The sequence below is a fragment of the Streptomyces typhae genome (genome assembly GCF_009755605.1).
GTDB classification, from domain to species: Bacteria; Actinomycetota; Actinomycetes; order Streptomycetales; family Streptomycetaceae; genus Streptomyces; species Streptomyces typhae.
The window spans coordinates 177,140-203,968 of record NZ_WPNZ01000019.1 but is presented as its reverse complement, the minus strand read 5'-3'; the positions used below and the strand labels follow the sequence as shown (position 1 = coordinate 203,968).

Sequence of the window (26,829 nt, the reverse complement as noted above, 5' to 3'; positions counted from 1 at the left end):
CCTAGGCCTGCGTGCTCGACGCGCAGAGCGTGAAGACCTCCACCAGTGTCCCCGCCACGGGTCAGGGCACGGACAACGCCAAGAAGATCGTGGGCCGCAAGCGCAGCATCGTGACCGACACCCTCGGCCTGCTGCTGACGGTCCTGGTGACCGCGGCCAGCGTGCAGGACTCCATAGCCGGCATCCACCTGCTCGACCAGGTCGCCGCCGACCACCCCACGATCCGCAAGACCTGGGTGGACGGCGGCTACCGCAAGCGCTTCGTCGAACACGCCGCGACCCTCGGCATCGACATGGAGATCACCGCCCGCACCCCCGGGACCAGGGGATTCACCCCAATATCAAAACGCTGGGCGGTAGAGCGAACGTACGGATGGCTGATGCTGAACCGCCGCCCGGCCCGCGACTACGAGGTCCTCCCGGCCCGCTCCGAAGCCATGATCCACCTCGCCATGACCGACCTCATGGCCTGCCGCCTCACCGGCGAAGCCACCATCTCCTGGCGCGACCCCATAAATCAGGATCAACCCCTAATCCCAGGATGAAACAACAGGAGAAAACGACCTCTAAGACGGTGTCCTACGTGGTGAGGCGGACGAGGCGTTTGTAACAGCACAGGGCGGCGGCGAGTCCGAGGAACGCCAGGTAGTTGCGGGGGTTGCGCTCGTAGCGGGGGCTGAGGCGGTGGTAGCCGGACAGCCAGGACAGGGTGCGCTCGATCACCCAGCGGCGGCGCCCTAGTCTTTCGCTGGACTCGATGCCTTTGCGTGCGATGCGCACGCCGATGTGCTTCCCCCAAAGCCATCGCCGCAGGTGGGGAACGTCGTACGCCTTGTCGGCGTGCAGCCGCTGCGGCTTGAAGTACCGGCCTCGGTAAGGGTCGTGTTGCGTTTGGTGGCCCTCGACCATGGGCTTCAGGCCCTGGCTGTCGTGGACGTTGCCGGCCGAGATGCCGACGAGGAGGGGCAGTCCGTTCGCGTCCGACAGGATGTGCATCTTGGAACCCGGCTTGCGCCGGTCCACGGGGCTCGGACCTGTGTGTTCGCCCCTTTTTTAGCGCGAACGTGGGCGGTGTCCAGCACGACGCGGGTGACATCGATGAGGCCGGCGTCGTCGAGCCGGTGCAGCACGGCCTAGTGCAGCCGACCCCAGACACCGGCTCTGGACCACATCACGAACCGTCGATGCGCGGTTGACTTCGAGATGCCGAAGCACGGCGGCAAGGCTCGCCAAGCGCAGCCGCTGACCAGCACGTAAATGATCGCGGCGAACAGCGTCTCATCAGGCGTGTCCCGCGTTTCGCCGCCCTGCGGGCGCACCTTTGATGGTGGGATCAGCGGCTCCGCGATCTCCCACAGCCCATCCGGAACGATCCAACTCCAAGTACCCCGCCCCATACCGGATTCTACGTCCGTCTCACCACGTAGGACATCGTCTAAGACGCCCCGCGCATGGCCTATTTGCTTACCGGCCTGCCCGTGGACGTGATGGGGCGGCTGCGTCCGGATCAGGTGATGCGCCGTCCAGCGCCCTCGCTCAGGGAGTACGCCCTGGCTTACCCGCAGGGCTGGGGCCCCCGCGGCACGGCCAGGAGTTCCACTTCGCCAAGCCCGCCACCTCGGGCGAACCCGATGCGGAACCGTGCAGGTCACCGACCGGTACGGCACCGCGCAGGCGATGGCCTGGAACCGCATCCATTTCCGACGCGTCCCCAACTCCGCAACTCCGCACCCCCGAGGCGGCGGACCGGTGGACTTGGATCGTCGTCGCTGCCCATACCCAGCTCCGCCTCACCCGGCCCCTCGCCTCCGATCTCCGCCACCGCGGTGAGGGCGAGAGGGCGACTCGGCCACGACTCGGCCGCGGCCGCGACTCTACTCTGCTCTTCTCTGCTCTGCTCTTCTCATTTGCGGCGCGCTGCAACCGAGCGACGAGATCAGTCAGGACGAGACCAGTCAGGATGAGATCAGTCAGGCATCCCGCGTGCGGCGCCGGCGCAGCGTGGATCCGGCCACTTCTGATCAATGCCCAGCTTCGTGTACAAGCCAGCCGGTACGTTTGATCGGTTTACGGATGGTGCGCGGAGAGCGCCAGCAGGCGACGCGGCGCCCGGGGCGCCACATGGGAGGTGTTCGGCAGGGTTGCGGACGCCGGACAGCTGTCCTGCCTGGTGTGGGCGACGAGCCGTCCGGCCAGTCAGCACACACCGACGAGGGCTCCGGGCGAGAACGTGGATGGCGGTTTTGGCACACACCGACGAGGGCTCCGGGCGAGAACGTGGATGGCGGTTTCGGCAGTACATGGAGGTCACGGCACTTTGACAGTTCCTGCTCGATTACACCCCGACCCGCCCTCTCCTGACGGGCCGCCGCGACGTCCGTGCTCATGCTCCGATGACGAGACCACCCGTCTCCTTTGCGCGGGGACCTATCTCTCCACTCGCTTTCGGCGTCGTGTCGTGCAACTGCTCGTCAGGCACGACGAAAGGACGCTTGCGCCGGCGGCCGGTGTCGATGTACTCGCGGTGCTGGCCAACGCGAGACGAGCCGACAGGCTTGAGCGGACAACGGGTGTCTGGGTCGCCGTGCTGTGGGCGCTCTTCGCACTGGCGGATCTCCTTCCCCCGCACGCGCCTTTCATCTGCCACGCGAAGAATGGAGCAGGCAGGGAAGGCGGGGATTCGAGCTGGGACTTCCCGAGTGTCGTCGCATCCGTCTTTGGGGTCCCCTACGACCTCATCGATATAGTGGGGGATTCGCCCAAATGTGGGATGGATAACGGTTTCTGGGTGATCAACTACACTCTCGTGTGCCTCCTGTTGTGGTTGGCCGGGAGCATCTCGCGCCGCAGCAAGAGCGCGTACAAGCCGAGTGGCCTGGCGTCTGCACAGCGGGGTGGGTTCTTGCCTGCCGTGGTCGCCTCTGGCGTGCTGGTCTCCTATTGGGCCACGGCGTTCGTCGCCGTGTTGAGAAACCCGGTCCACTGGGTGGCGGTGGTATTCCCGCTTCTGCTGGCCGCCCCTGTGTGGGTACATCGCCGCACCGTAGAGCGGACGATGCGTGATCAGTTCCGTTCAGGTGTCTTGGGACAACGACCCCCGGAGAGGCTGACGGGTCCCGCGTGGCTCCGCGCCGTCGGAGAGGTCATCAAGAAGGAACAGGACTCGAAGATCGTCCTGTACGACGTGGGCCGGGGGTTCGCGGGACTGGGCCGGGTGGTGCTGGATCCCACGCCTCTCGTGATGGACCTGAAGCGCAAGCCGGACGCCGGTTCCGAGGCCCTCACCACCGCCGACGTACTGGGCTGTCTTCGGGACGAGTTGGGGGAATTCCGTGAGGGGGCCGGTCCCCGGTCAAAGGTGGACCGTCTCAAGGAGATACGGGTCGACGAATTGGTCTACCTGCCGGCGGAGCTGCCGAGGGACTCGGTCGACCATGGGCAGGCGGCTGTCGAAGGGCACCTCCGCGAGGCGGTCGAAGAAGGCGGGGAGGCCCGGCGACACTACTTGCGGGCCCGGATCGGTGCGTGGGAACAGCAGGTGGTGGTCACTGCCTTGGTACGGGTCTACACCCAGGGCAAGTCACTGACGCTGGAGCTCTGTCTCTACGTCATGGACCCGTTGCAGCCGGAGTTCAAGCTCGTGGACGCCATCGCCGAACGGAGCCCTGATCTGCCGGCGTCCTCGATGGCACGAGCCCTCCTCGCCGCTCCGGCCGCCGGAGTCACCGCCGTTTTGTCCCTCGTGGGTTCGGCGGGAGACGCGACGCTCTCCGTGAAGCGACGGTTCGAGCGCCGGAACGGCTGGGACACCCCGTCCGAGGGGGCCTCAAGCTCAGTGCGTGAACTCGCGGCCGTGTGGGAGAAGTCTCCGATCCTGGACACAGATGTCAACCGCTATCTCCAGGCACTCGTGGAGCGCATCGGCACCGGGGCAGTCCGAGCGATGAGGGAAAAGGGCTACGACACCACGCAGTTGGAGCAACAAGTCGCTCAGGTGAACAACCAGGGGATCTTCATCGGGACGATGAACGGGGGCGCGGTGGCGGAGGGGCAGGGCGCACGGGCACGAACCGTCGGTGGCATACGGCAGAGGAGGGCCGGCGTCCGTAGACGGCAACGGGTGTGAAGAGGCGACAAGGCATGCGGCAGAAACACTGAACAGGGAGGCAGCGTGAGTGGACATACGGACGGTGTGGCGGGTGCCGGCCGCGGTGCGGAGGCCGACGAGGGCCCATCGGGTGCCCAGCCGCCGGGCGGCCTCGTGATCGGTGAGCTCAGCGGAGGAGCCGTTGCCGCAGGACCGCGGGCGCAGGCCGAGGAATCGGGCAGACAGATCGGTCGGCCGGCTGACACTGGTGCGCCGTCCGCGCCTGTCGTCGCACCGCTCCCAGGAGGCATCTCCATCGGACGGATGACCGGGGGCGCGGCAGCTTCAGGCCCCGACGCCCGGGCCACCCACCGCTCGGAACAGTTCTTCGAGGCCACGCCGGAACTGATGCAGGCACTCCTGCTCTTGCGCGGTGAGCCAGGTGAACTGCGCACGGAAGCTGCCCTGGCCGAAGAGGAGATCCAAGCCACCAACAGGGTGGAGCAGGGACGGCTGCGAAGGCTCGCTACACTCGCGGCCCAGGCTGCCGGGTCCGTGGGCGGGCAGACCGCGGCGGGGGTAGCCGCCCAGACGATCACCGGCATGCTCGCGTGAACAGGTGGGAGGCGGAGAAACAGCGGTGGGACCCCGCACCGAGACTTGATCTTCACCAGCGGCGCGCCAGGATCCTGGAACGGAGATTGCGCATCACGGCCGTCGTACTGGTGGCGCTGACCGTAGTCACGATCGGGGCTCACATCTGGCCGACTTCTGCCAACTGAGCCTTTGCCGACTTGCAGGGTCCGCGACCTGTTCCGCACCGGTTCCTGCGCCAGCAGGTCGGTCATGGCTCCCGCCGGTTCCGCAGGGTTTGACAGACAGTGCCCGACTGGCGCTTCCGCTGAAAGCGGTGCTCGACACCGAGTCCGGCACGAAACGGGCCGCAGCCCCGAATGAGGACGCGCTCACCGCAGCCCGGCCGGCGTGAACGTACCCCGGGGTGAGTAGCTGAGGTACAGGGAACGGCTACGGTGTACGGCCGGTGCCTTCCTTGAGGCGGACCGGTCGTACGCCGCCACTCCGGCGGGCTGTACGCGATGGTGCTGCCAGGCACCACGAGCACCGCCCAGTGGGCACCATGCTGCCGTGCTCGGTGACGGGTACCAGGAGCTGGAAGCCGTCCCCGAGGGCGCGCCCGCCGGGAAGCCAGCGCGCCGCGCGCGACCACCGTGCCTCTGATCCGCCCCAGAGGTCACACGATCGGGTGGTTTCGCCGTACGGCACGGCCGCTGTTCCATTGAGCGGAACGGACGCTGGCCCTCACCCGCGCACCTTGACATAGTCGCCCTTCCGCGCCCCTGCCGCACGAGCGCGTTGGCACAGCTCATCAACCCTCGATCAGAGGTGACGCTCATGACCCTCATGCGTCTCACGCTCAACACCGTCTACCTCTTCGAGGATGAGGAGTCGGGTTCGACCCGCATGGGCCTGTACGTCCGCGTACTCGACAACGCCGGCAACCAGGTGGCGGAGTTCCGCTGGAACAGACGCAACGGCGAGGTAGAGGACAACTTCCAGTACCCGCTGGACGGTGACCAGGAATACCCGAGCGTCCTGGTGTTCGACATCGGCGGCGAACCGGGCGGCATCGGCCGCCTGCACGTCAAGGCGTACACGGACAACGACGAGCGCTGGCCCGACGAGGGCCATCACGAGAACTTCCTCGGCGAGGCGGATGTCGTCTTCGACACCCGCGAGCCGAGCCAGCTCGGCCAGGTCCTGCTCGGCCCCACCATCACCGACAACGGCAACAGCGGCTATGTTGTCACCGGCCTCCTCGAAACCGTACCGCCACGCGGATTCCGGCACGTACGACTCGTCTTCAAGGACGTGGTGGTCTTCGACGACGAGAACAGCGACTTCACGCACATGGGCCTGTACGTCCGTGCCTTCGCCCCGGCACAGGGTGACGCCGAGGCCATCGACCAGGAACTCCTGCGCTGGAACAACAGCGGCGACCGCGTCTTCGACGAGGCGCTCTTCCCGCTCGCCGGCGGCCTTCCCTCCCCCGTCACCACACTGGCCGTGGGCGGGCCGACCCGGATCTGGGTCGAGGCGTACACCCATGACGACGAGTCCTGGCCGAGCGGCGGCGTCTACGAGAACTTCCTCGGCCGCGCGATGATCACCATCGACCCGAACGAGCCCGACACCCTCGGGCGCCACGCCCTCGGCCCCACCCAGACCGACCAGACCCACAACGGCTTCCTGCTCACGATGAGCAGCGAGCTCCTTCCTCCCGACGCCGCCCCGAACCTGGAGATCACCGGCGTCGAGGTCACCCAGGCCACCCAGCACTTCACCCCGCCCGCGGGCGGCCCCCAGCACGCCCTCGCGGCGGGCAAGGCCACGCTGGTCCGCGTCTATCTGGACTCCGGTATCGATCCGCGCGAGGGCGGCACCGTGGCCGGGGTGGTCGGGACGCTGACCCTCAACGGCGGCTCCTTCACCGTCCGTTCCCTGAATCCGATCACGGCCCGGCCCATCGCGCAGGTCGACCGGGAACAGCTCGCGCACACCCTGAACTTCCTCATCCCCGCGGACCGGGTGACGGCCGGCACGGCCAAGATCCAGGTGCAGGCGGAGGTCGCGGGCACCCTCAGCAACCCCATGGAGATCACAGCCGACTTCCGGGCGACTCGACCGGTGACCATCTGGATGGTGCGGGTGTCGACCCCCACCGTCCCCGCGATCGGCGCGGCGCGCTACCGCACCGTCTCCGACGCCCTCCCCCGGCGCTACCCCATCGCCGACACGGGCGGGATCGTCTACTACACGGTTCCTGGCCTCACCGAGATCCACACCACCCGCAACCTCACCGACGAGGACGGGCAGGAGGACTTCCTCGACGACCTGGAAGACATCCAGGAGGACCACGGCAACGACGACCAGTTGCTGTACGCGATGCTCGACCAGGCCGCGCCCATGAACATCGGGGGTTTGGCACGGTACGTCGACCACGTGGCGTTCGGGCGCGACTCCGAGTCCACTTTCGCCCACGAGGTGGGCCATCTGCTGGGGCTCCTGCACGCTCCCTGCGGCGGCCCGGAGCACACCGACGAGGACTTCACCCCGCCCGACGGCCGCACCGGCGAGGTCGGCGTGGAACCGCTGACCGGCATCATCCACCCGGCCGACGCCGGTGACCTGATGAGCTACTGCGGAGGCGACGACCGCTGGATGAGCGGATACCACTGGCTGCGGCTGCTCAACACCCTGTCCGTGCGCGGCGAACAGGCCGACGCGGCACCGCCCGAGCGCCCCGCCCACGGCACGGTGCCCGCCGCGCTGACCACCACCAGCCGGCCGTTCCCGGGCCAGTACGTGCGGGTGCGCGGCCGAGTCACCCGCACCGGAGCCGTGCGCTGGCAGCCCTGCCTGCGGACGTTCCGTAAACCGTCGCCACCGCGGACGGCCGCAGGCCCCGTCCACACCGTGTCCGTCGAGGACGCGTCCGGGCAGGTCCTGGCCGACGCGCCGACCGTCGTGGTCTTCGACCGCCGCGAGCAACAGGAAGCAGCGTTCAGCGCCCGACTGCCCTACACCGCGCGGGCCCACCGGGTCGTCCTGCGTCGCGACGGGACCGAGCTGGGCGCGCTTCTCGTACCGCCCGGCCCGCCGCAGTTCGTTCTCAACACGCCGCTGTCCGCACCGGAGATCGACACCGAGGGTGTCCTGCACCTGCGCTGGCAGCGACTGGACGTCGGCGAGCCCGAACCGCGCTCCGCCTACACGTACTTCGTACGGTTCACCAACGCCGACGGGACCTTCGCGCCCCGCCCGGGGGTCAACCTCAGCGGCACGTCGTTCGACCTGGACCTGCGCGCGATGCCTGGGCACGAGAGGTGCGTGGCCCAGGTTATCGCGACCAACGGCTACCACACGTCGTACGTGCAGACCCCGCCGTTCGCCCTCCCTGCGCAACCCCCCGAGGTGCTGCTCGGCGCCGTCGACGGCCCGCTGTTGAACGCCCAGGGCAGTTCGCCGCAGCACGGCCCGATCACCGGCGCCGACGTGGCATGGGTCGTCGACGGCCGGGCGGCGGCGACCGGCACTTCCTTCGACGTCCGCTCCACCGGCTCCGGAACCCACACGATCGCCGTCCGGGTCACCGACCGCGACGGCCTGGACACCACGGCGCCGCTCGGGAGGTACGACGGCACGAGCGGGGAGCGCCTGCCGGTCCAGGTCGAACAGTAACCGGGGCGCTCGCGCCCACCGCGCGCGGCCGGAAACGACCGGCACGGGCCGGACGCGGAAGCCGAGCAGTAAAAGGTCTTTCATTCTGAAGGAGCGCGTTCCGCCGATTCCGTTCTGGTGACTGACGCGAACGCTGACACGGCCACATCATGCAGTGGTACCGGACGGGCTACGCCTGCTCTTCATTTCCGCAAGCCGTCGCCCCCCCGCCAGGGCGAGAAAGCTCAATGTCCCGCCGCCTCTCGTGATGGCTCAAAAAGAGGCTCTGAGGGTGGCATTCCTCAAATATTTTGGCTCCATAGCAGTGGTTGGGGATACCGAGGAAGGCGAGAAAGTGGAATCCGGGTCCCGGCCGACGCAGCCATCAGCGTCCACCCGTCATCCGCCCAACCCCCTTTCGGGCTCGCGAAGGGAGCACTCATTGTTCGGCATAGAAATCTTACGCAAGCTGGGACTGCCGGAGCAGGACGACTACAGCCTCAGTTTTTCACCTCATTCTTTCCCGGATGGTGCCGACTTCCGGGTTGAAGTACCGGTTGTCAACAGTTTCAACACCTTCCGAGCACTGATGAAACAGGCCCGGCACAGGGGCATGACCGTGAACAGAGTGACGGAGACGGTCGGCCTCTTCCGGCACACCAGGGAAGAACTGGCCGACTATCTCAGGCTGGCCGCGGACGAAGGCATCACCACGGCTTTCTCGGTGGGCCCGCGCGCCACGTACGACACGAGCCCCACCCGGCTGACTCCGCACGGCAGTTTCCTCGGCTACCGGCTGCGCGGGGTCGACCAGATCCGGCGCGCGCTCGACGACGTGCTGCGCGGCCTCGAATTGGGCTGCCGGTCGTTCGTCGTGTACGACGAGGGGTTACTGAAGACGCTCGGGCAGGCCAGGAAGGGGGGTCTGCTGCCGGCAGACACCACGTTCAAGGCCTCCGCGCACCTCGGCTACGCCAATCCGATCAGCATCTCCATGCTGGAGGAACTCGGCGCCGACAGCATCAACCCGGTCAGGGATCTCCCGCTGCCCGCCATCGCGGCTGTCCGGCAGCGCATTGCCGTGCCGCTCGATGTGCATACCGACAACCCACCGTCATCCGGCGGGTTCATCCGAACATTCGAGGCGCCCGACATCGTACGCGTCGCACGGCCGGTATACCTGAAGACGGGAAATTCAGTGGTCGGTGCGCACGGCCAGTTCACCGGAGCCGAGGACGGCGAGAGAATGGCGGATCAGGCCTCCATCACGCTGGAGATGGTGCAGCGGTTCGCCTCCGAATTCACGCAGAGTCCCGCAGGGGCACCAGCACCGGTGAACGCGGTTTCCACCCGGGTCGCGGGCGAGGAGACGGCCGGGAGCTTACGATGACGCATCCCGCGCTGGTGGCCACCCTGCTCGATGGTCCGGTCATGCGCAGGGGCAGCGGCTCCTGGCTCGTCGACATCGAGGGAAACCGCTACCTGGACTGTGTCGCGGGGCCTGGTGTGCACGTACTGGGTCACGGCCATCCGGCGGTGATCTCGGCGATCGAGCGGCAAGCAAGTGAACTCGTTCATTCGAGTTTCCAACTCAATGAACCTGTCATCGAATTGGCGCAGGAACTCACCAAACTGGCTGGTGGCTCGTTCCAACGGGTCTTCTTCGCCAACAGCGGCTCCGAAGCGATCGAGACCGCGGTCAAGCTGGCGAAGAAGTTCCAGGCTGCTCGTGGCAGGTTCGGCCATTCCATCGCCGCGCTGGAGAACGGTTATCACGGGCGGTCCGGTATAGCGCTCGCGCTCACCGGAATGAACGTATACAAGACTGGTCTGCCCGGTTTCAGTCTCTATCCGGGCATTGTGCACCTGCCGGTGCCCCGAACCGGCGTTGTGGACCTCGACGAGCTGGGACGCCAACTGGACGCGCGGTCCCAGGACGACCTGCTCGCCGTCGTCGCAGAACCGGTGCTGGGGGTGGGCGGGGTGATCGTACCGCCGGATGGCTTCCTCCGTGCGCTGCGCGAACTGTGCGATGCACGGAATGCGCTGCTGATCTTCGACGAGATCTTCACCGGACTCGGCAGGACAGGCACGACGTTCGCCTTCGAGCGCTCCGGGGTGCGGCCGGACATCCTGGTGGTCGGCAAGCCGCTCGGCGCCGGCTTACCGGTCGGCGCCGTCCTGACCCCGGACGACCTCGGCTCATGCTGGGCACCCGTCGACCACTCGACCACCTTCGGCGGGAACGGCGCCCTGGTGGGTGCGGTGGGCAAGGCGGTGCTGGGTGAGCTGACCGCGGGCGGCCTGGCAGACGCGTCGGAACGAGCGGGCAACCAGCTGATGGACGCCCTGCGTTCCGCGGCGCCGCCTGACGTCGAGGTGCGCGGGCAGGGACTGCTCATCGGCCTGGAGTGGCAGTCACCCGCTCAGGCGATGGCGTTCCGGCGCCAGATGATGGCGCGCGGCGTCCTCGTGGGCATCGGCGGCCAGCACCGCTCGGTCGTCCGTCTCACCCCGCCGCTCAACATCACCGCCGAGGACCTGAAGCTCCTGGAGAGCACCACGCTCGCCGTGTTCGACGAGGTGGTGCGCCGGTGACCACGGAACTGCTCGACAGGTCGGCCGCGGCGGCAGCGGCACGGCTGACAGGGGACGAGAAGCGCGCCGCCCTGCACGCGGTGGCGGAGGCGATGGCGGAGCGGTTCGGCGAGATCGCGGCGACCAACAAGGAGGAGTGCGCACGCGCGGAGCGGGCGGGCTCCGTCACGGGCAAGGCGGTGCGGCGGATGCTGCTGGAGCGCCCCCGATTCAACCGGATCATCGACGGTGTCCGGTGGCTCGCCGAGAGCCCGGATCCGGTGGGAGAGATCTCTGAACTCCGCCCGCAGCCGAACGGCCTCCTGGTCGGCCGGATGCGCGTTCCGCTCGGAGTCGTCGCCGCCGTGTACGAGAGCCGCCCTGAGGTGACCCTTGAGGCCTCGGCGATCGCGCTGAAGAGCGGCAACGCCATCGTTCTCCGAGGGGGCAGGGAATCGACGCGGACGAACCAGCTACTGGTGCGGATCATCCAGGACTGCCTGAAGGACGTCGGTGTCCCACCGGGCATCACCCGGTACGTCGACGATCCGTCACGGGAGGCGCTGTGGGACCTGCTCGGCGGCGACAGCCGGATCGACCTGGTCGTGGCCAGGGGCAGCGACGCCTTCATCGCTGAGGTGCGGCGGCGCTCTCCCTGGCCGGTTCTCGCGTCCGGCGGCGGCAACTGCCACGTCTACGTCGACGAGTCGGCAGACCTCGACTCGGCGACCCGGATCGTGCTCAATGCGAAACTCTCCGCGCCGACCATGTGCAACGCGGTGGAGACCGTGCTGGTGCACGCCGCGCACGCGCCGGGCTACGTCAGCAGGCTGGTCACCGAACTGCGCCACGCCGAGGTGGCTGTGCATGGCTGCCTCCAGGTGTGCGCGGCTGCCCCCGAGGCCACCAGGGCCGACGACGAGGACTGGTGCACGGAGTACCTCGGCCCGACCGTGGCCATGCGCGTGGTGCCGGACCTGGCGACCGCCGTCGACCACATCAACACGTACGGCACCGGGCACTCGGAGGCGATCGTCACGGCCGACTTGGAGAACGCCCGCGCGTTCCAGTACACGGTGGACGCGGCCGCCGTCTTCGTCAACGCGTCGACCCGGTTCACCTACGGCTACGAGTTCGGCCTCGGCCCGATGCTGGGTATCTCCACGCAGAAGCTGCACGCGCGGGGGCCGATCGGTGTCACCGATCTCACGTCGAGGAAATTCGTCGTGACGGGTGCCGGTCAGTTGCGGACGGCGCCATGAGCGGGCCGGCAGGTGACGGGCTGATCGCCACGATCCGCGAGCGCCGCCCGCTCGTACACATGATCACCAATCTGGTGTCGATGGCTGCCTGTGCGCAGACCGTGAAGTCGCTGGGCGCCGCGACCATTTTCGCGCACGCGGCCGAGGAGGCGGCGGAGATCGCCGGGACGGCGGACGCCGTGGTACTCAACGTCGGGACCTCCGTGCCGGGGATGGACCGGACCGCGGTACAGGTCGCCGAGGCCTGTGCGGCACGGTCGATCCCCGTCGTCCTCGACCCGTTGGGATCCGGGGCCAGCCGGTTCCGCTCGCGCCTCGCCAGGGCGCTGCTCGACACCGGAGCCGTCCGCATGGTGTCCGGCAATGTCGCCGAGCTGGCGGACCTGTGTGGTGTCCCGTCGGTGATACGTGGCGCCGACGCCGTCAGCGCCACCGCACCAGCGGACGAGGTGTGCATGAAGCTGGCGGAGTCCGCCCAGGTCATCGCCGCCGTCTCCGGCCGCACCGACTACGTGGGCGACGGACGGCAGCTGGCCGCGATCACCAACGGACATCCGGTCATGGGACAGGTGGTCGGCACCGGCAGCGCACGGTCCGCGGTGCTCGGCGCCTTCGCGGCCGTCGCAGGTGCGGACATGTTCACCGCGACGGTCACCGGGGTCTGCGCCTACGGCATCGCCGGTGAGCTGGCGGCGGCCACCGGCAGGGGACCCGGCTATCTCCTGCCCGAGGTCTGCAATCAGCTGTCCGTCATGGATGACGAGATGGTCGCGACCCGGTCGCGGGTCACCACGTCCGCCCCCAGGGATCCCTCGTGAAGTGGGCGGAGTGGCTGCCCGAGCTCGCCAGGATCGGTGACGACGGCCTGCGGGACAGGACGGTCGACGTGCTGACCGAGGCCGCGCGGCGCGGTGGCTGGGCCGACCCGAGCATCATGTGGTACGTCGAGGAGACCGCGTCCGGAGCGCCACCGGCCGTCCGCACGGAGGTGAAGCTGGTCGATCATCTCCGGCTGGTGGCGGCTGCCGCGGCCGACATGGCGGAGCAGTGCAACCGGGTCGTGGGTTCCCGCACCGTGGTGGACCACGTCCTGGTCGGCGGGCTGCTGCACGACGTCGGCCTGTTCGAGCTCTTCGGACCGAAGAGCCCTACCGAACCGGCGGTGCCGGTGCTGCGTCAGCCGCTGCTGCTGCGCCACCCCTACACAGGCGCGCGACTGGCCGAGGAGATGGGTCTGCCGACCGAGGTGGTGCACATCATCGCGACCCACTCCGTCGAAGGGGAGCACACCAAGCGCAGCAAGGAGTCGGCGCTGGTGCACTGGGCGGACTGGGCAACCTACGACGTGATGCGGGCGGCGCTGTTCCCGCACGTGCCGCAAGAACGAGCCTTTTACTACTACACGGGGGTCGCGTCATGAGGGTGCTTGTCGTCTACGACTACGGCGGCCCGCCGCTGTCGTACTTCCTTCCCGTACTGCGTGCGCGGGCCCGCATCTCGGTCTATGTGCCGCGCCCCGAACGCCTCGACCCGGTGGAGCATGCTCTGCTCTCTACCGGAGCGGAACGCGTTCTCCTGGACGACGACCTATGGGACCGGCGGGACGAGCGGGAGACCGAGCGACGCGTCGTCGCGGCAGCGCAGGACTGGCAGGCCGACGCTCTGGTGTGCTTCAGCGAGCTCTACGCCACTCAGACGGCCGGCGCGGCAGAGAAGCTGGGGCTGCGCGGTCCCGGCACCGCCGGTGCCGCACGCGCCAGGGACAAACTCCTGATGCGGGACGCTCTCACGGCCGGTGGGCTGACGAATGTGCGCTACCGTCCGCTGCGGTCGGAGGAGGACATCGTCGCCCTGATGTCCGAAGTGGGCGGTCCCGTGCTGATCAAGCCACGGCGCGGTATGTCCGCCGCCGGCATCCAGCGCGTCGATCGCGCCGACCAGGCGCGGCAGGTGTTCGCCTCGGCACGGGAGTCGCTGGCCGGTTTCGACGTTCCGGCCGACACCGAAGGGGCCTTCCTGGTGGAGGAACTGCTCCGCGGCGACCCGGACCTGTGGTACCCGGTACCGGGCTTCAGCGACCAGGTCTGTGTCGAAGGCCTGGTGGTGGCCGGCGAGTACGTACCGGTCGCCATCACCGACGTGACCCCGAAAGTGCCTCCGCTCACACAGAGCGGTCACATCTCACCGACGTCCATGGACGTGGACGCCCGCCGCCGAGTGATCGACACGGCCGGACGGGCCGTCGCCGCACTGGGCCTCGACACGTGCGGCACACATGTCGAGCTCAAGCTCATGCCCGACGGCAGCTGTGCCGTGGTGGAGATCGCGGCGCGCTACGCGGGCCGCACGATCATCCCGGAGACGGACTTCGCCCACGGCTGCGACCTGGTCGGCGCGCTCGCGGACGCGCTGCTGCACGGCACGTGCTCCGCTCGGCGCTTCGATCCCGGATCGGAGCCATCGCGGGCCGCGGCCACCGTCCATCTCTATGGCAGCGAGTGTCTGGGCCCCCATCGGACCCCCGTCCGGTTCGGCGGCTTCGCTGTACACCCGGCCGAGCTTCTGGACCGGACGGTGCGGATCGCGGGCTATGCCGAGCGGGAGCGCGGCTGGGTCGTCGAGGACCGGGTGCACGAGCAGCCGTACTGGCTCGCGCAGCTCCATCTGCAGGGCACCTCCCTCGTCGAGCTGCGGGACTCGGTGAGGAGAGTGCGCCGGGAGCTGCAACTGGTGCCGGAGGAGGAGTGAAGGGGCGGGGCTCCGCGCTGCTCGCCCTGTCGACCACCGTGCTGATCTGGGCCTCGACCTTCATCGTGAGCGACCGCGTGCTGGCCGAGACCGGGCCGGCCCAGCTCACGTTCCTTCGGTTCGCCATCGGGGCCCTGGTGCTCCTCCCGTTCGGCATCGCCGGTGGGCTGCGGATGCGTGGCCTGTTTCGGTCCGCGTACGTGGTGTGCGGGCTCACCGGCGTCGCCCTGTACTACGGCCTGCAGAACGTGGGACTGCTGTTCACCTCACCCGACAGTGCCGCGCTCCTTCAGGCGGCACTGCCGGTACTCACCGCGATGCTGGGTCTGCTGTGGCTGGGCGAGCGGCTCCCCGCCAGTCGGGCAGCGGGACTGGTGCTCGCGGTGCTCGGCGTGCTGCTCGTGGTCCGGCAGGGCGGGCCCCGGTTCGACGTGCTCGGCAATGTGATCGTGCTCGGTGGTGTCGCCGCGTATGCGTACTACACCGCCTATGTACGGCGCTTCTGCACCTGTATCGAGCCGGTCGTTCTGGCCTCGGCATCCAGTGTGTGGGGCCTGGTGTTCCTGACACCGTGGTTGGGGTGGGAGATCGCTGAGAAGGGGTTCCGGCCGCCGTCCACCGCCGGCTGGCTCGCGATCACCTACCTCGGTGTCATGGCGTCCGGCCTCACCCTGCTGCTGTGGACCTTCGCGCTGCGCAAGGTGCAGGCATCCGTCGCAGGCACGTTCACAGGCGGCATCCCAGCCGTCGGCTATCTGTTCGCGGTGCTGACCGGGTCGCCGCTGGTCTGGTCCCAACTGATGGGAGGAGCAATGGCGTTGGCGGGTGTGATCCTGAGTGCGACAGGGCGGCCGGAGCCCGTGCCGGAACGGCCGGAGCCCGTGCCGGAACGGCCGGAGCCCGTGCCGGAACGGCCGGAGCCCGTGCCGGAACGACCGGAGCGTGCGGTGAGCCAGCAGGAGCGTGAACGAGTCGATGCCCGGTATCACGGCTCCTGAAGTCGACAGCCGGGGAGCGCCGCTTCACCACCGTTGGAGGAGACGATGATGCATATCGCTGTGGTCGGCCTCGGCGAGGCCGGCTCCCGTTACGCAACGGCCCTGGCCGCCGCCGGGCATGAGACGACCGGATTCGACCCCGGCTCCGTCGCCACCCCTGACGGTGTCCACCGCGCGGCGGACCTGGCCGCCGCCGTACGCGACGCCGAACTGGTGCTGCTGCTCACCTCGGCGTCGATGAGTGTCCGCCTGGCGGCGCAGGCCCGCCCCGCTCTCGCCCCGGGAACCTGCTGGGCCGACCTGACCGCGGCTTCCCCGGCAACGATGGCCGAAGCCGCCGAGGTCTTCGCCGACGCGCCGGTGCCCTTCGCCGATGTCGCGATCCTCGGCACGGTACCGCTCACGGGCGCACGTACGGCTGTGGTCGCCAGCGGGCCCGGAGGCCCCGCCGTCGCCGGGGTGCTACAGGGACTTGGCGCACCCGTCGAGCTGCTGACGTCTCCCCCTGGTGCTGCCGCCGTCCGCAAACTGCTGCGCAGCGTGCTGATGAAGCCGCTCGCCTTGGTGATATGTGAGGCAGTCGAGGCCGCTCGCGCGGCGGGCTGCGAAGAGTGGATGCGCGAGCAGATCACGGACCAGCTGGGCGCCGACGGACCGGTCATGATCGACCGGTTCCTCACAGGCACCTGGCAGCACGCTGAGCGCCGGTCGGCCGAGATGCGAGCGACGGTCGGCCATCTGGACTCCCTGGGTGTCCCGAGTGAGATGTCCAGCGCCGCAGAACAGGCACTGCTGCGGCTGGTCCGGATGAGGTCGAGCGCTTCTTGCGAGCCTGCCTCGCGAAGCTGATCACTTGGGAGGGCCGCCTGATCGTGCTGGAGGCGTCCACGGTGTCGTACTGCGACTCGGCCGGGCTGAACGTGCGGCTGTACGGGCGCGGTCACGCTCATGGCGGGCGGGTTCGTCGGGAGCGGGAACATGTGGCCCATGACCGACTTCCGCCCTTCTCCCCGGCCCGGCCCCGCGACCGACCAGGACGGCTCCCCGCTGCGCCCCGCCCTCACCACCGTCCTGCTGTACTTCTTCATCCTCGGGGACGTCCTGGGCGCGGGGGTGTACGTCCTGGTCGGTCAGTTGGCCGCCGAGTCGGGGCCCGCCGTGTGGCTGCCGCTGATCGTGGCCCTGGGCCTGGCCCTGCTGACCGCGGCCTCCTACGCGGAGCTGGCCACCCGCTTCCCCCGGGCGGGCGGCGCCTCCCACTACGCGACCCTGGCCTACGGCCCCTTCGTCGGTTTCCTGGCCGGTTTCTGCATGCTGGCGGCGGGGGTGGTGTCGGTGGCGGCGCTGGCACGTGGCTTCGCCGGGGACTATCTGACCGCGTTCGTCTCCTTGCCCCTGGTGCCGGTCGCCCTGGTCTTCCTGGGCGGGCTCGCCCTGCTCAACCTGCGCGGCATCAGCGCATCCACCCGCGCCAACACCGTCGCCACGCTCGTCGAGGTGGGCGGGCTGCTGCTGGTCGTCGGGCTCGGCGTCTGGATCGTAGCGCGCGGCGACGCCGACCTGGGGCGGCTGACCGAGGTCGGCACCCCCGACAGCGGGCCCGCGGCGGCGGTGCTCAGCGGCGCCGTCCTGGCCTACTACTCCTTCGTCGGCTTCGAGACCTCCGTCAACGTCGCCGAGGAGACCCGCGACCCGCGGCGCTCCTACCCCCGTGCCCTGTTCGGCGCGCTGCTCACCGCCGGGGCGGTGTACGTGCTGGTGGGCTGCGTCACCGCGGCGGCCGTACCCACCCACACACTGGTGGACAGCAGCGGCCCCCTCCTCGAAGTCGTCAACGCCGCCGGCGGGGTGCCGCCCCGCCTCTTCAGCGCCATCGCCCTGGTCGCGGTCGCCAACGGGGCCCTGCTCACCGGCATCATGAGCTCCCGTCTCGCTTTCGGGATGGCCCGTGACGGTCTGCTGCCGAACGTCCTGACCCGTGTCCTGCCCCGGCGCCGCACGCCCTGGGCCGCGATCACCGCCACCACCGCGCTCTCCCTGCTCCTGGCCCTGACCGGCAACGTGGCCACGCTGGCCGCCACCCTGGTGCTCCTGCTCCTGGTGGTCTTCTTCCTCGTCAACACCGCTGTCCTGGTCCTGCGCCGCCGCCCGGCCGAGCGGGACCACTTCCGGGCCCCGGCGCTCGTGCCCACCCTGGGCGCCCTTTCGTGTGTGGTCCTTGCGACACAGGTCGAGCGGGAGGTGTGGCTGCGCGGGCTGATCGTCCTGGGGGTGGGCACGCTGTTGGCGGGCGTGGCGGCCCGGCACCACCGCACCGGGGGCCCCGGACGGCGGAGCGGGCCCCCCGGTGCAGCCCAGCGGACGGAGGAGGACGCGTGACGCTGAGCCGTCGGGTCCCCTCCCCGCTGACGGCGGTCCTGCCCATCCCCGGGGCACCCCCGACGACAAGCACCCGTCAGCCGGGAAGACCTCGTACGTCGTCCGGCCCGGCCTCGTCCGCACCGCCCTCGTCCGCACCGCTCATCCGGGCAGCGTGTCGGGTGCCCGACCCGGGCGCGGCGGCCCGCGCAGTCGCTGTGTCCCCCGCCTGGCCTGTGAGACCGCGACAACTGCGGGAAGGAGATCACGAAAGGTAAGGAGACCGCACATGGCAAAGAACCGGTCCGAGCTCGCCGAGATCCTCACAGCGGCGGAGAACGCCGCACCGGGTGCGTCCTTGGACGTAGTGGCGCGTGACCTGCGCCACCGGTTCAACGCGCGGTACGTGTCATTTCTGTTCGTCGACATCGTCGGGCGGCAGATGGTGCGGGTCGGTACGGAGGGCGAGGTCCGCCAGGGCGCACACGCCGAGCGCGTTCCCCTCGTGGGCAGCGACTACGACGACGTCCTGCGCGGCCAGAAGCCGGTTCTGGTCCCCCGCGGCGCGCAGGGCCACCAGGTGATCGCACCGGTCACCAACCGGGGCGACACCATCGGCGTCCTGGAACTCTTCCTGCCCCACGTCACGGAGGACGTGCTGGAGCAGGTGGAGGAGACCGCGCACGCTCTGGCCTACATCATCGTGACCGACCGCCGCTTCACCGACCGCTACTTCTGGGGGCAGCGCACGATCCCGGTGAGTCTGGCCGCGGAGATCCAGCGCCAGCTCCTGCCCTCGGCCCCTTCCTGCGAGGCCGCCGAGTTCACCCTGGCCGCCGCGCTGCTGCCCGCCAACCACATCGCGGGAGACACCTATGACTACGCCCTGGACCACGACACCCTGCACCTGTCCATCACCGACGCCATGGGGCACGACGTCGACGCCGCCCTCATGGCCACCCTCCTGGTCAACGCCTCCCGCGGCGCCCGCCGCACCGGACACAGCCTGGGCGAACAAGCCCGCCAGGCCCACCAGGCCCTGCTGGACCACAGCCGCAGAACCCTCGCCACCGGCCAACTGCTGCGCATCGCTCTCGACGGGAGCAGCACCCAACTCGTCAACGCGGGCCACCCTCGGCCGCTGCGCCTGCGCGCCGACGCCGTGAGCGAGGTGCGCCTGGACCCCAATCTGCCGTTCGGTGTCCCCTCTCCCACTCCCTACAGTGTGGAGGACCTCGACCTGCGTCCCGACGACCGTCTGGTCCTGTACACCGACGGCATGCAGGAACGCCAGGCCCGAGCCGTCGACCTGCCCGCCCTCATCCGTGCCACCGCCGGTGAGCATCCGCGAGAAGTCGTACGGGCTCTGACCGGCGCCGTCATCGAGGCCTGCAACGGCGACATGACCGACGACGCCACCGTCATCTGCCTGGACTGGCACGGCCCGCGCCCGGAGGGCCGCGACACCCGGGCCGGCGCCAACATCTGACCTCGTCACACCGAGACCGACCGGCTATGACAAGGTTCCGCGAAGGCTTCCGGTGCGGCCTCGTCGGCACGGACACTCTCAGCGGGGCGGGCGGCTCCGGGTCATGTGGCGGACGCCTTGTCGGCGATGACGCGCTCCTCACCTGCGGGGTGGGTCACGTGGTGCACGAGCGCCGCGATGACGCCTCCCGCCAGGGGGGCCACGATGAACAGCCACAGTTGGGACAGCGCGGATCCCCCGGCGAACAGGGCGGGGCCCAGGCTCCGGGCGGGGTTGACCGAAGTGCCGGTCAGCGGGATGCCGACCAGGTGGATGACGGCCAGCGCGATACCGATCGGCAGCCCGTCGAAGCCGGTCACCGCCACCCGGTGCGTCACACCGAGGACGACGAAGACGAGGAGGAAGGTCAGGACCAATTCCGCGAGGAAGGCGCCGCCCAGGTTGATGCCGACCTCGGAGCGGTCGTCGTAGCCGTTGCTGCCGAATGCCTCGCTCGTCTTCAGGCCCGGCACCTGCTTGGCGAGCAGGAAGAGCAGGGCCGCGCCTGCCATACCGCCGAGGAATTGCGCGATCCAGTAGGTGACGGCGGTGCGGCCGTCGATGCGACGCGCGACGAGCATGCCGAGCGTCACTGCCGGATTGACGTGGCAGCCGGAGATCGGGCCGAGGGTGTACGCGAGGGCCAGCAGCGTGAAGCCGAACGCCAGCGCGATGCCGAGCGTGCCGATGAACTCCGCGCCGAGCACCGCCGAGCCCACGGCGAAGAAGACAAGGAGCAACGTCCCGATGAACTCCGATACCAGCGCTCTGATCTGCACAGTGACCACCTCGCAAGCCTGCTGGACCCCCTCGCCACCATGGTCTGCCCGGCCGCCTCTTCCCACCTGTTCTACCGGGGCCGAAGCCCGTAACGTACGCCCATTCGAGTGATGGCCCGGCTCTGCTCCGCAGTTCCCTGTCGGCGCCGGACCGGAGGCACGGCGCGGTGTCTCGGCGTTGAGGCTGTCGGGCCAGGGCAAGGGCGAGTGACCTGTGCGGCGGTGGTCCCGGCACATGCCGCTGTCCGGTCATGGTCGCTGCCAGTGATCACTCTCGCGTTCAGAGCTGCTCTGCCGCCGCGCCGACGACGCGAAGGCTCACCTTTTGCCACGCAGGTGGTCGCGGAGTGCGTCCCTGCATTCGTCTCCGGCCTCGACCTGGACTCGCGTGAAGGCGAGCACTCCATCACCTTCGTCTCTCTGTCGGGCCTTGGCCAGCTGCCTCTCGACGTCCTCGATGTACTCGGCGCACTCTGAGCTGACGGGTTTCTCGGGTTCCGGTGGCGACGCCGAAGAAGCGTTCAATGCGGCGGTGGCGGCGACGCCGGCTCCGCACAGCACCACCCACGCCGCCGCCCACATGCGAGGGCTCATCCGGATCGGCTGGGACACCCGGAAATCCTACGGGCGTTGTGAGGAGTTGTCGCCGAATCGGGAATCTCCGTCGTCGAGGCTGCCGACGAGGGTGGAGTTGGCCTTCGGCGCAGTGGCCGATCGGGTCGGCCGCCGCAAGGTCATGCTGGTCGGGCTGGTGCTGCTGGGTGCGGCAAGTCTGGCAACGGGGTTCGTCACCACGGCCGGGCAGCTCATCGCGGTCCGCGCGGCGATGGGCGTCGCCGCCGCGATGACGACCCCCGGCTCCCTCGCCCTGGCATTTCGCCTGTTCGACGAAGAGGGGCTCCGCGTCCGTGCCACGACGCTGATCTCCACTGTGGGCCTGGTGGGGCTCGCGATCGGGCCCGTGGTGAGCGGCTTCGTCCTCGCTTTCGCTCCCTGGCAGGCGTTGCTGCTGGTGAACGTGCCGATCGCCGCGCTCGCGTTCCTCGGTGTCCGGCATGGCATTCCCGCTGACCGGGAGGACGAACTGCACCACGATCCGGTCGACGGCGTGGGTGCGCTCCTCGGCACTGCCACGATCGTCCTCGCACTGGTCGCACCGACGCTGTTCGTCAACGCGGGCGCGGCGTCGCTGCTCCCTTGGCCGGCCATCGCGGCGGCAATCGTGACGGCCTCGCTGTTCGTCGTCCGCAGCCGGTATGCCCACCATCCGCTGCTGAACCTGGAACTCGTGGCTCGCCCGTTGGTGTCGAGCGGCCTGGCGTTCAAGGGCGCGTCGAACCTCGCGGTCTCGGGCCTGGGCTACCTCGTCACCCTTCAGCTTCAGCTCGACCGGGGCTGGAAGCCCGCTGCCGCGGCTGCGGGGATGCTGCCGCAGGTGGTGGTGCTCATCGCCGGCGGTGCGCTGATCCGTCCGCTGATCACGCGGGTCGGCATCGACAAGGCCGCCTGGCTCGGCGCCGTGACCGTCGTGTGCGGGCTCGCCGTCCATGCGTCGCTGGGGCGCTTCGGGTACGTGTGGATCACCCTCGCGCTCGTGCTCGTCGCCGCCGGAATGCGGGTTGTGGGTGTCGTTGCGGGAACCAACGTGATGCGTGGCCTGCCGGCCGACCGCACCACCAGCGGAGCCGCGATGGTCGACACCGCCGGCGAAGTCGCCACGGGGGTCGGCATCGCCGTCTGCGGGACCATCCTCGCGGCGCTCTTCCCCGGCAGCATCGCCACGTCGAGCTGGAGCACCGATCAGACCGCAGAGTTCCGCGAGGCGGTCACCGCGGCCAGCCTCACCCTCACGGCTCTGGCTGCGGCACTCGTGGGATGGGGCATCGCGCGGGCCCGGCGCGGCGCGGAGCGATCGTGAACTCTCGTACGGTGATAGGGAGTTGGAAGGGGCGGACATCGATAACCCGCTTACGCCCGGCAGGCGTTGGACGGGGCGGACATCGATGCCGAGCCGTGCGCCGCCGCCGGGTCTCTCCGTCAGTGCAGGATCTCGGCGCGCATCCTCTCCTTGGGCGTGGCGATGTCCCAGTAGTGCGCAGTGCCCCGGGCATCCCTGAAGGCGCCGGTGCCGCCGGTGATGGCCATGTCGAGCGAACGTGCGTCGCTCGGTTGCAGCGCTTGCATCGTCAGGGAGCCACGCTCGAGTTCTATCGTGATCACCGCCTGCGACGTGCGTCTCCCGCCATCGAGGTAGACGACCTGGGCGGTCCCTGCACCGCGTCCGACCGTGCGGCCGTTCTCCACGACGGTGGCGCAGAAGATGCTCATGTCGCCCAGGCTCGGCCCTTTCGGACCGAGGTCGAGTGTCTTCTGCTCAAGGTCGCGCATCTGGAGTTCGATGACCTCGGTCCGGTCCTTGTCCGAGGTGTCCGAGGTGCCCGAGGTGTCCGAGGTGTCGGCGGCCGCACTGCCCACGGCGAGGACGCCGACCACGGCGGCGACCAGCGACAGGGCGGCGCACTTCCTGAGCAGGGGTCGTCGGCTGCTGTTCTCCATGGCGGAAGCTCCTCACTAAGGATCTGCATATGCGAACAACTCGACGCTATAAACGGCGAGTTGGGCCGTCCAAGACCAATGCGGCTATGAGGTCATGACCTCTGTGCAATGAGGAGCCGGGCACCCGGGGGCAGGTTCGGATACGCGCCCGTACACGAGAGCGCAGGAGGCCGAGAAGATCACCACCGTGCAGGATGAAGTGTGAGCTGCTCCGCCTCGCACCGAACGAGGCGCACGCCTGCCTGAAGCAGGCTCAGGCGGAGCAGCCCACGGCGGCCGAGGCGCGGCGGACACCGGACGGGGCGCCGTCCGCTGAGCGGCGGCCGCCGTCCGCGTGCCGCCGCCGTCCTCGTGAGCGGCCGTCTACGACCCCGGGGGCGGGGCGAACGGCACGCTGAAGCACGCGAGCCGCTCCCCGGCGCCGCCCTGTTCGCGGTGGATCACGATCGCCGCCGCCTCACCACGCCGGAATCCCCAGGTGTGGTAGGCGGATGCCTTGCCCGAACCATCCTTCCGTGCGGCGAAATCGAGCCACACCTCGTTGTCCGGGTTGGTGTCGTGGGGGTCGGTGGACGGCTTGTTCTGGTAGTGCCCGCCCGCGTCGGTCGGCTTCTGACCACAGGGCTTCTGGTGCACGTGCACGCCGTACTTGTAGCCCGGTTTGAGTCCCTTCACGCGCAGGTCGACGCGGGTGCCGCGCTGATCGCTGTGCTGCGACACCTGGACCCAGGAGCCGGCGGGCACGAGCTCCTGCACGTACGTGATCGCGGACGACGGCGTGGGCGCGCCGGGCGGCACGAACCGTCCCTCCGCACGCACCTGGACGTTGTCGGTCTTGCCGTTACCCGAACCGTGGGGGGAAGTGCTTCCGGCGGTGTGTCCCGCGCTTCCGGCGCTGATTCCGGTCACGCTGAGGACAACCGCCGCCACGGCCGAGGTCAGTGCTGATGGCACCATGGCCAAGCTCCTCGTATCACCAGGTCAGGCCCCTTGTGGGGCGCTCTGTCCTTGCTCGTGGGGGCGCCACCACGGTACGCCGTGCCGGGAGTGTCCGCCGGGGAATCCGATAACAGCAGGAATCTCCAGGTGCGGACGGTATGCGTGGGACTCGCGGTGGGCGAGCCGCAAGGCCTGCGGACGAAAGGTCTGCGGACGCAAGACCTGCGGACGCTTGGCACGGCGTCCAGGTTGTACGCGTTCCGTCTGATTGACCCGGGCATCGGGGTGCGCTTGCATCCCGCGTGCGCCCCGGCACCGGGCCGGGGCGCACGCCCTCCGAGGAGAGAGCATGGCTGGAGCCAAGCGGAAGAAGAGACGGGGCAGAGCCACCCGGACGGTGGGCGGGGGTGCCCTCGCCGTCTTACTCACGGCCGCGGCCCTGCCCGCGGCCGTCGCCACGCCCGCGGACGGGTCCCGGGGCCCGGCCCTCGGGTCCACTGAAGTAGTCAGTGTCGCCGCCGACGGCAGCCCGGCCAACGGCAGGTCGTACTTTCCCGTCGTCAGTGCCGATGGCGAGGTCGTCGCCTTCAGGTCGGACGCCACCAACCTCGTCCCAGGCGACACCAACGACAAGCACGACCTCTTCGTACGGGACCTGCGGCACCGCACGACCCAGCGCATCGTGCCGGCGCCGGAGTACGCGATATCCGACTGGGCGCTCAGCGCGGACGGCCGCTATCTCGCCTACTCGCAGTACCGCGGCAGGAAGAACAGCCAAGTGATCGTCCGGGACCTGAGGACCGGCCGTACCGAACGTGCCGACGTGGGGCTCGACGCGCAGGACATGAACGCCGAGACGCCCGTACTCTCCGCGGACGGCCGCACCGTCGCCTTCCTCGCCAACGACAAGGAGTCCAACGTCCAAGTCTCCGCCTACGTGCGTGACCTGCGGGCCCGGCGCACCGAACGCGTCAGCTTCCCCCACGCTCCCGGCGTCACCCTCCCAAGGCTCGCACAGCCGTCGCTGAGCGCCGATGGCACGAAGGTCGCCTACGAGCTCGACAGCTTCGATCCCACGCACGACAAGGACGATTTCAGCGACGTGTACGTCCATGACCGCGTCACCGGCCGCACGACGCAGGCCGACACCACCCACGACGGCAGGCCCGCGAACCGCCCCGCCTTCAACGCGCTGCTCAGCACGGACGGCTCCACCATCGCCTTCGACTCCCAGGCCTCCAACATGGTGCCCGGCGAGGACCCGGAGGACACCGCCGACCCGTTCGTACGCGACCTGCGCACCGGGAAGCTCACCCGCATCGACGAGATCCCACCCGGACCCGATCACATCCTCTACGCACGCGCCCTCTCCGGCGACGGCTCGAAGCTGCTGGTCCAGACTTACGCCCACCGCGACGTGTACGCCCTGTACCTTCGTGACGTGCGGTCCGGCGTGGACGTCCTGGTCTCGCCCGACAAGGACGGGAAGCCCGCCTCAGCCGCACAGGCACGGATGGACGCCCGCGCGCAGAAGGTCGTCTTCGTCGGCGACGACTCCTTCGTCCCGGACGACGCGAACCATCAGCGGGACGTCCTCGTACACACGGTTCGGTAGGGGGCACCCCATGGCCGACAGCAGACAGCAGCGGACGACCGGCACCGGACCCCGGTCGAGGATCTCCAGGGCCGCCCTCACGGCGGCGCTCACCGCCGTGGTCACCGCGGGCGGCCCGACCGCCGCCCACGCGGGCACGGCGCCCGCCGCGCACCAGGTGGACCGCGTCTCCGTGGCCACCGACGGCACCCAGGCGAACGACAGGTCCGAACGGGCGGTCCTCTCCCGCAACGGCGCCTACACCGCGTTCTACAGCCTCGCCCTCAACCTCACCCAGGACCCGCCCCCGCACCCGCCCGGCACCGTCTACCTGCGCGACAACGCGACGGGCGAGGTCGAGCGGATCCACGGCGCCCTGAGCGACCCGTCCGTCAGCGACGACGGCCGCTACGTCACCCATCAGGCCTTCGGCCCCCGCCTGCCCAACGTCAAGCTCCTCGACCGGGAGACGGGCCGGACGAAGCTCATCACCGACTCCCCGTTCAAGGCCGCGTCCGGCGACTCGTCGCTGAGCGCCGACGGCCGTTACGTCGCCTTCACCCAGCACGGCTCGCACCCCTCCATCCCGGACCGCGTCGAGGTGTACGACCGCGTCACCGACACCTACGAGGTCATCGCCGAGAGCCCGGGGCCCGACGCCGGCCCCGACCTCAACCAACCGTCCCTCAGTGCCGACGGCCGCTACGTCGCCTACCGCAACGCCCGCACCCAGGCGATCTGGCTCGCGGACCGCGCGAAGGACACCCGCACACAGATCGACAACGGCGGGTCGAGCCGGCTCGTCGAACTCAGCGGCAACGGCCGCGTCATCGCCGTCAACACCGTGGACGGCGCCTACGTCCGCGACATACGGACCGGCGTGACCACCCGGTTCGCGGGCGCGCGGGCCGACGCCCTCAGCCCTGACGGCCGTCATCTGCTGTACCGGAGCGGCGATGCCGAGCCCCACTGCGAGCTGCGCCTGCGCCATCTGCCGAGCGGCAAGGAGACCGTCGTCCAGCGCCACGCCCGCGCCGTCCCCGGCGCCGTCGCCGACCGGGGCCGCATCGTGTTCGACAGCCCGGACGCGGACGTCGTCCCCGGTGACACGAACGGCACAGCCGACGTCTACCTGTGGAAGCGCCGTTGATCCTGCGCCTGCCG

The 26,829-nt window shown here is 69.4% G+C and carries 19 protein-coding genes and 3 pseudogenes; 18 read left to right on the top strand and 4 right to left on the bottom strand.

Annotation, left to right across the window (positions count from 1 at the left end; translation table 11 throughout):
- Positions 1–5: 5 nt before the first annotated feature.
- Positions 6–545 (top strand): annotated as a pseudogene (locus GPA10_RS29880) (transposase); the annotation flags it as partial.
- Between the two features lie 34 nt (positions 546–579).
- Here the strand turns inward: GPA10_RS29880 and GPA10_RS29875 are convergent.
- Positions 580–1,397 (bottom strand): annotated as a pseudogene (locus GPA10_RS29875) (IS5 family transposase).
- A gap of 42 nt (positions 1,398–1,439) precedes the next feature.
- Between GPA10_RS29875 and GPA10_RS42905 the strand changes: the two are divergent.
- The 14 genes and pseudogenes from GPA10_RS42905 to GPA10_RS29810 form a co-directional block, all read left to right on the top strand.
- Positions 1,440–1,867, top strand: a pseudogene (locus GPA10_RS42905) (transposase); the annotation flags it as partial.
- Positions 1,868–2,458: 591 nt separating this feature from the next.
- Positions 2,459–4,126 carry a hypothetical protein gene (locus GPA10_RS29870; protein WP_343041464.1) on the top strand — a complete coding sequence of 556 codons (1,668 nt, stop codon included), beginning with the start codon at positions 2,459–2,461 and terminating at the stop codon, positions 4,124–4,126.
- Positions 4,127–4,411: 285 nt separating this feature from the next.
- The gene (locus tag GPA10_RS42900) at positions 4,412–4,702 is read left to right on the top strand and encodes a hypothetical protein (RefSeq protein WP_246260020.1); all 291 of its coding nucleotides are present in this window, start codon (positions 4,412–4,414) and stop codon (positions 4,700–4,702) included.
- A gap of 798 nt (positions 4,703–5,500) precedes the next feature.
- A complete protein-coding gene (locus tag GPA10_RS29860) occupies positions 5,501–8,347 on the top strand; it encodes a zinc metalloprotease (RefSeq protein ID WP_157168193.1) in 2,847 nt (948 codons plus the stop codon).
- A 421-nt stretch (positions 8,348–8,768) separates the two neighbouring features.
- Entirely contained in the window at positions 8,769–9,716 is a 948-nt protein-coding gene (locus tag GPA10_RS29855) for a peptidase (RefSeq protein ID WP_246260018.1), read from the top strand.
- On the top strand, positions 9,713–10,924 hold the full coding sequence (locus GPA10_RS29850) for an aspartate aminotransferase family protein (protein ID WP_157168192.1): 1,212 nt from the start codon (positions 9,713–9,715) through the stop codon (positions 10,922–10,924). The genes GPA10_RS29855 and GPA10_RS29850 overlap by 4 nt, the downstream gene beginning before the upstream one ends.
- Entirely contained in the window at positions 10,921–12,165 is a 1,245-nt protein-coding gene (locus GPA10_RS29845) for a glutamate-5-semialdehyde dehydrogenase (protein ID WP_157168191.1), read from the top strand. Before GPA10_RS29850 ends, GPA10_RS29845 begins: the two co-directional genes overlap by 4 nt.
- Positions 12,162–12,983, top strand: coding sequence for a hydroxyethylthiazole kinase (thiM, locus tag GPA10_RS29840; RefSeq protein WP_157168190.1), 822 nt, complete (start codon positions 12,162–12,164; stop codon positions 12,981–12,983). The genes GPA10_RS29845 and thiM overlap by 4 nt, the downstream gene beginning before the upstream one ends.
- On the top strand, positions 12,980–13,585 hold the full coding sequence (locus GPA10_RS42895) for an HD domain-containing protein (RefSeq protein WP_157168189.1): 606 nt from the start codon (positions 12,980–12,982) through the stop codon (positions 13,583–13,585). The genes thiM and GPA10_RS42895 overlap by 4 nt, the downstream gene beginning before the upstream one ends.
- Entirely contained in the window at positions 13,582–14,913 is a 1,332-nt protein-coding gene (locus tag GPA10_RS29830; RefSeq protein WP_157168188.1) for an ATP-grasp domain-containing protein, read from the top strand. The genes GPA10_RS42895 and GPA10_RS29830 overlap by 4 nt, the downstream gene beginning before the upstream one ends.
- A complete protein-coding gene (locus GPA10_RS29825) occupies positions 14,910–15,911 on the top strand; it encodes an EamA family transporter (protein ID WP_198351743.1) in 1,002 nt (333 codons plus the stop codon). The genes GPA10_RS29830 and GPA10_RS29825 overlap by 4 nt, the downstream gene beginning before the upstream one ends.
- A gap of 45 nt (positions 15,912–15,956) precedes the next feature.
- Complete coding sequence (locus GPA10_RS29820; protein ID WP_246260016.1) at positions 15,957–16,760, top strand: NAD(P)-binding domain-containing protein; 804 nt, start codon at positions 15,957–15,959, stop codon at positions 16,758–16,760.
- A 138-nt stretch (positions 16,761–16,898) separates the two neighbouring features.
- Complete coding sequence (locus GPA10_RS29815) at positions 16,899–18,290, top strand: APC family permease (protein ID WP_157168186.1); 1,392 nt, start codon at positions 16,899–16,901, stop codon at positions 18,288–18,290.
- A gap of 268 nt (positions 18,291–18,558) precedes the next feature.
- Positions 18,559–19,758 (top strand): PP2C family protein-serine/threonine phosphatase, encoded by a 1,200-nt coding sequence (locus GPA10_RS29810; protein WP_157168185.1) that lies wholly within the window; start codon positions 18,559–18,561, stop codon positions 19,756–19,758.
- A gap of 101 nt (positions 19,759–19,859) precedes the next feature.
- Here the strand turns inward: GPA10_RS29810 and GPA10_RS29805 are convergent, their stop codons facing one another.
- Positions 19,860–20,576, bottom strand: a complete 717-nt coding sequence (locus GPA10_RS29805; protein WP_343041463.1) for an MIP family channel protein — start codon at positions 20,574–20,576, stop codon at positions 19,860–19,862.
- A 457-nt stretch (positions 20,577–21,033) separates the two neighbouring features.
- Here GPA10_RS29805 and GPA10_RS29800 point away from each other — a divergent pair, with 457 nt between their 5' ends.
- Positions 21,034–22,494: an MFS transporter gene (locus tag GPA10_RS29800; RefSeq protein ID WP_246260013.1), complete on the top strand. Its 1,461-nt coding sequence runs from the start codon at positions 21,034–21,036 to the stop codon at positions 22,492–22,494.
- Between the two features lie 119 nt (positions 22,495–22,613).
- Here GPA10_RS29800 and GPA10_RS29795 read toward each other — a convergent pair whose 3' ends face one another.
- The gene (locus GPA10_RS29795) at positions 22,614–23,132 is read right to left on the bottom strand and encodes an allene oxide cyclase barrel-like domain-containing protein (protein WP_157168184.1); all 519 of its coding nucleotides are present in this window, start codon (positions 23,130–23,132) and stop codon (positions 22,614–22,616) included.
- A gap of 363 nt (positions 23,133–23,495) precedes the next feature.
- Entirely contained in the window at positions 23,496–24,089 is a 594-nt protein-coding gene (locus GPA10_RS29790) for a superoxide dismutase family protein (RefSeq protein WP_058849097.1), read from the bottom strand.
- A gap of 331 nt (positions 24,090–24,420) precedes the next feature.
- On the opposite strand from GPA10_RS29790, the gene GPA10_RS29785 reads away from it, so the two are divergent.
- Together GPA10_RS29785 and GPA10_RS29780 are read left to right on the top strand one after the other, a co-directional pair.
- Positions 24,421–25,686, top strand: coding sequence for a TolB family protein (locus GPA10_RS29785; protein WP_157168183.1), 1,266 nt, complete (start codon positions 24,421–24,423; stop codon positions 25,684–25,686).
- A gap of 10 nt (positions 25,687–25,696) precedes the next feature.
- The gene (locus GPA10_RS29780; RefSeq protein WP_157168182.1) at positions 25,697–26,815 is read left to right on the top strand and encodes a TolB-like translocation protein; all 1,119 of its coding nucleotides are present in this window, start codon (positions 25,697–25,699) and stop codon (positions 26,813–26,815) included.
- Positions 26,816–26,829 lie beyond the last annotated feature (14 nt).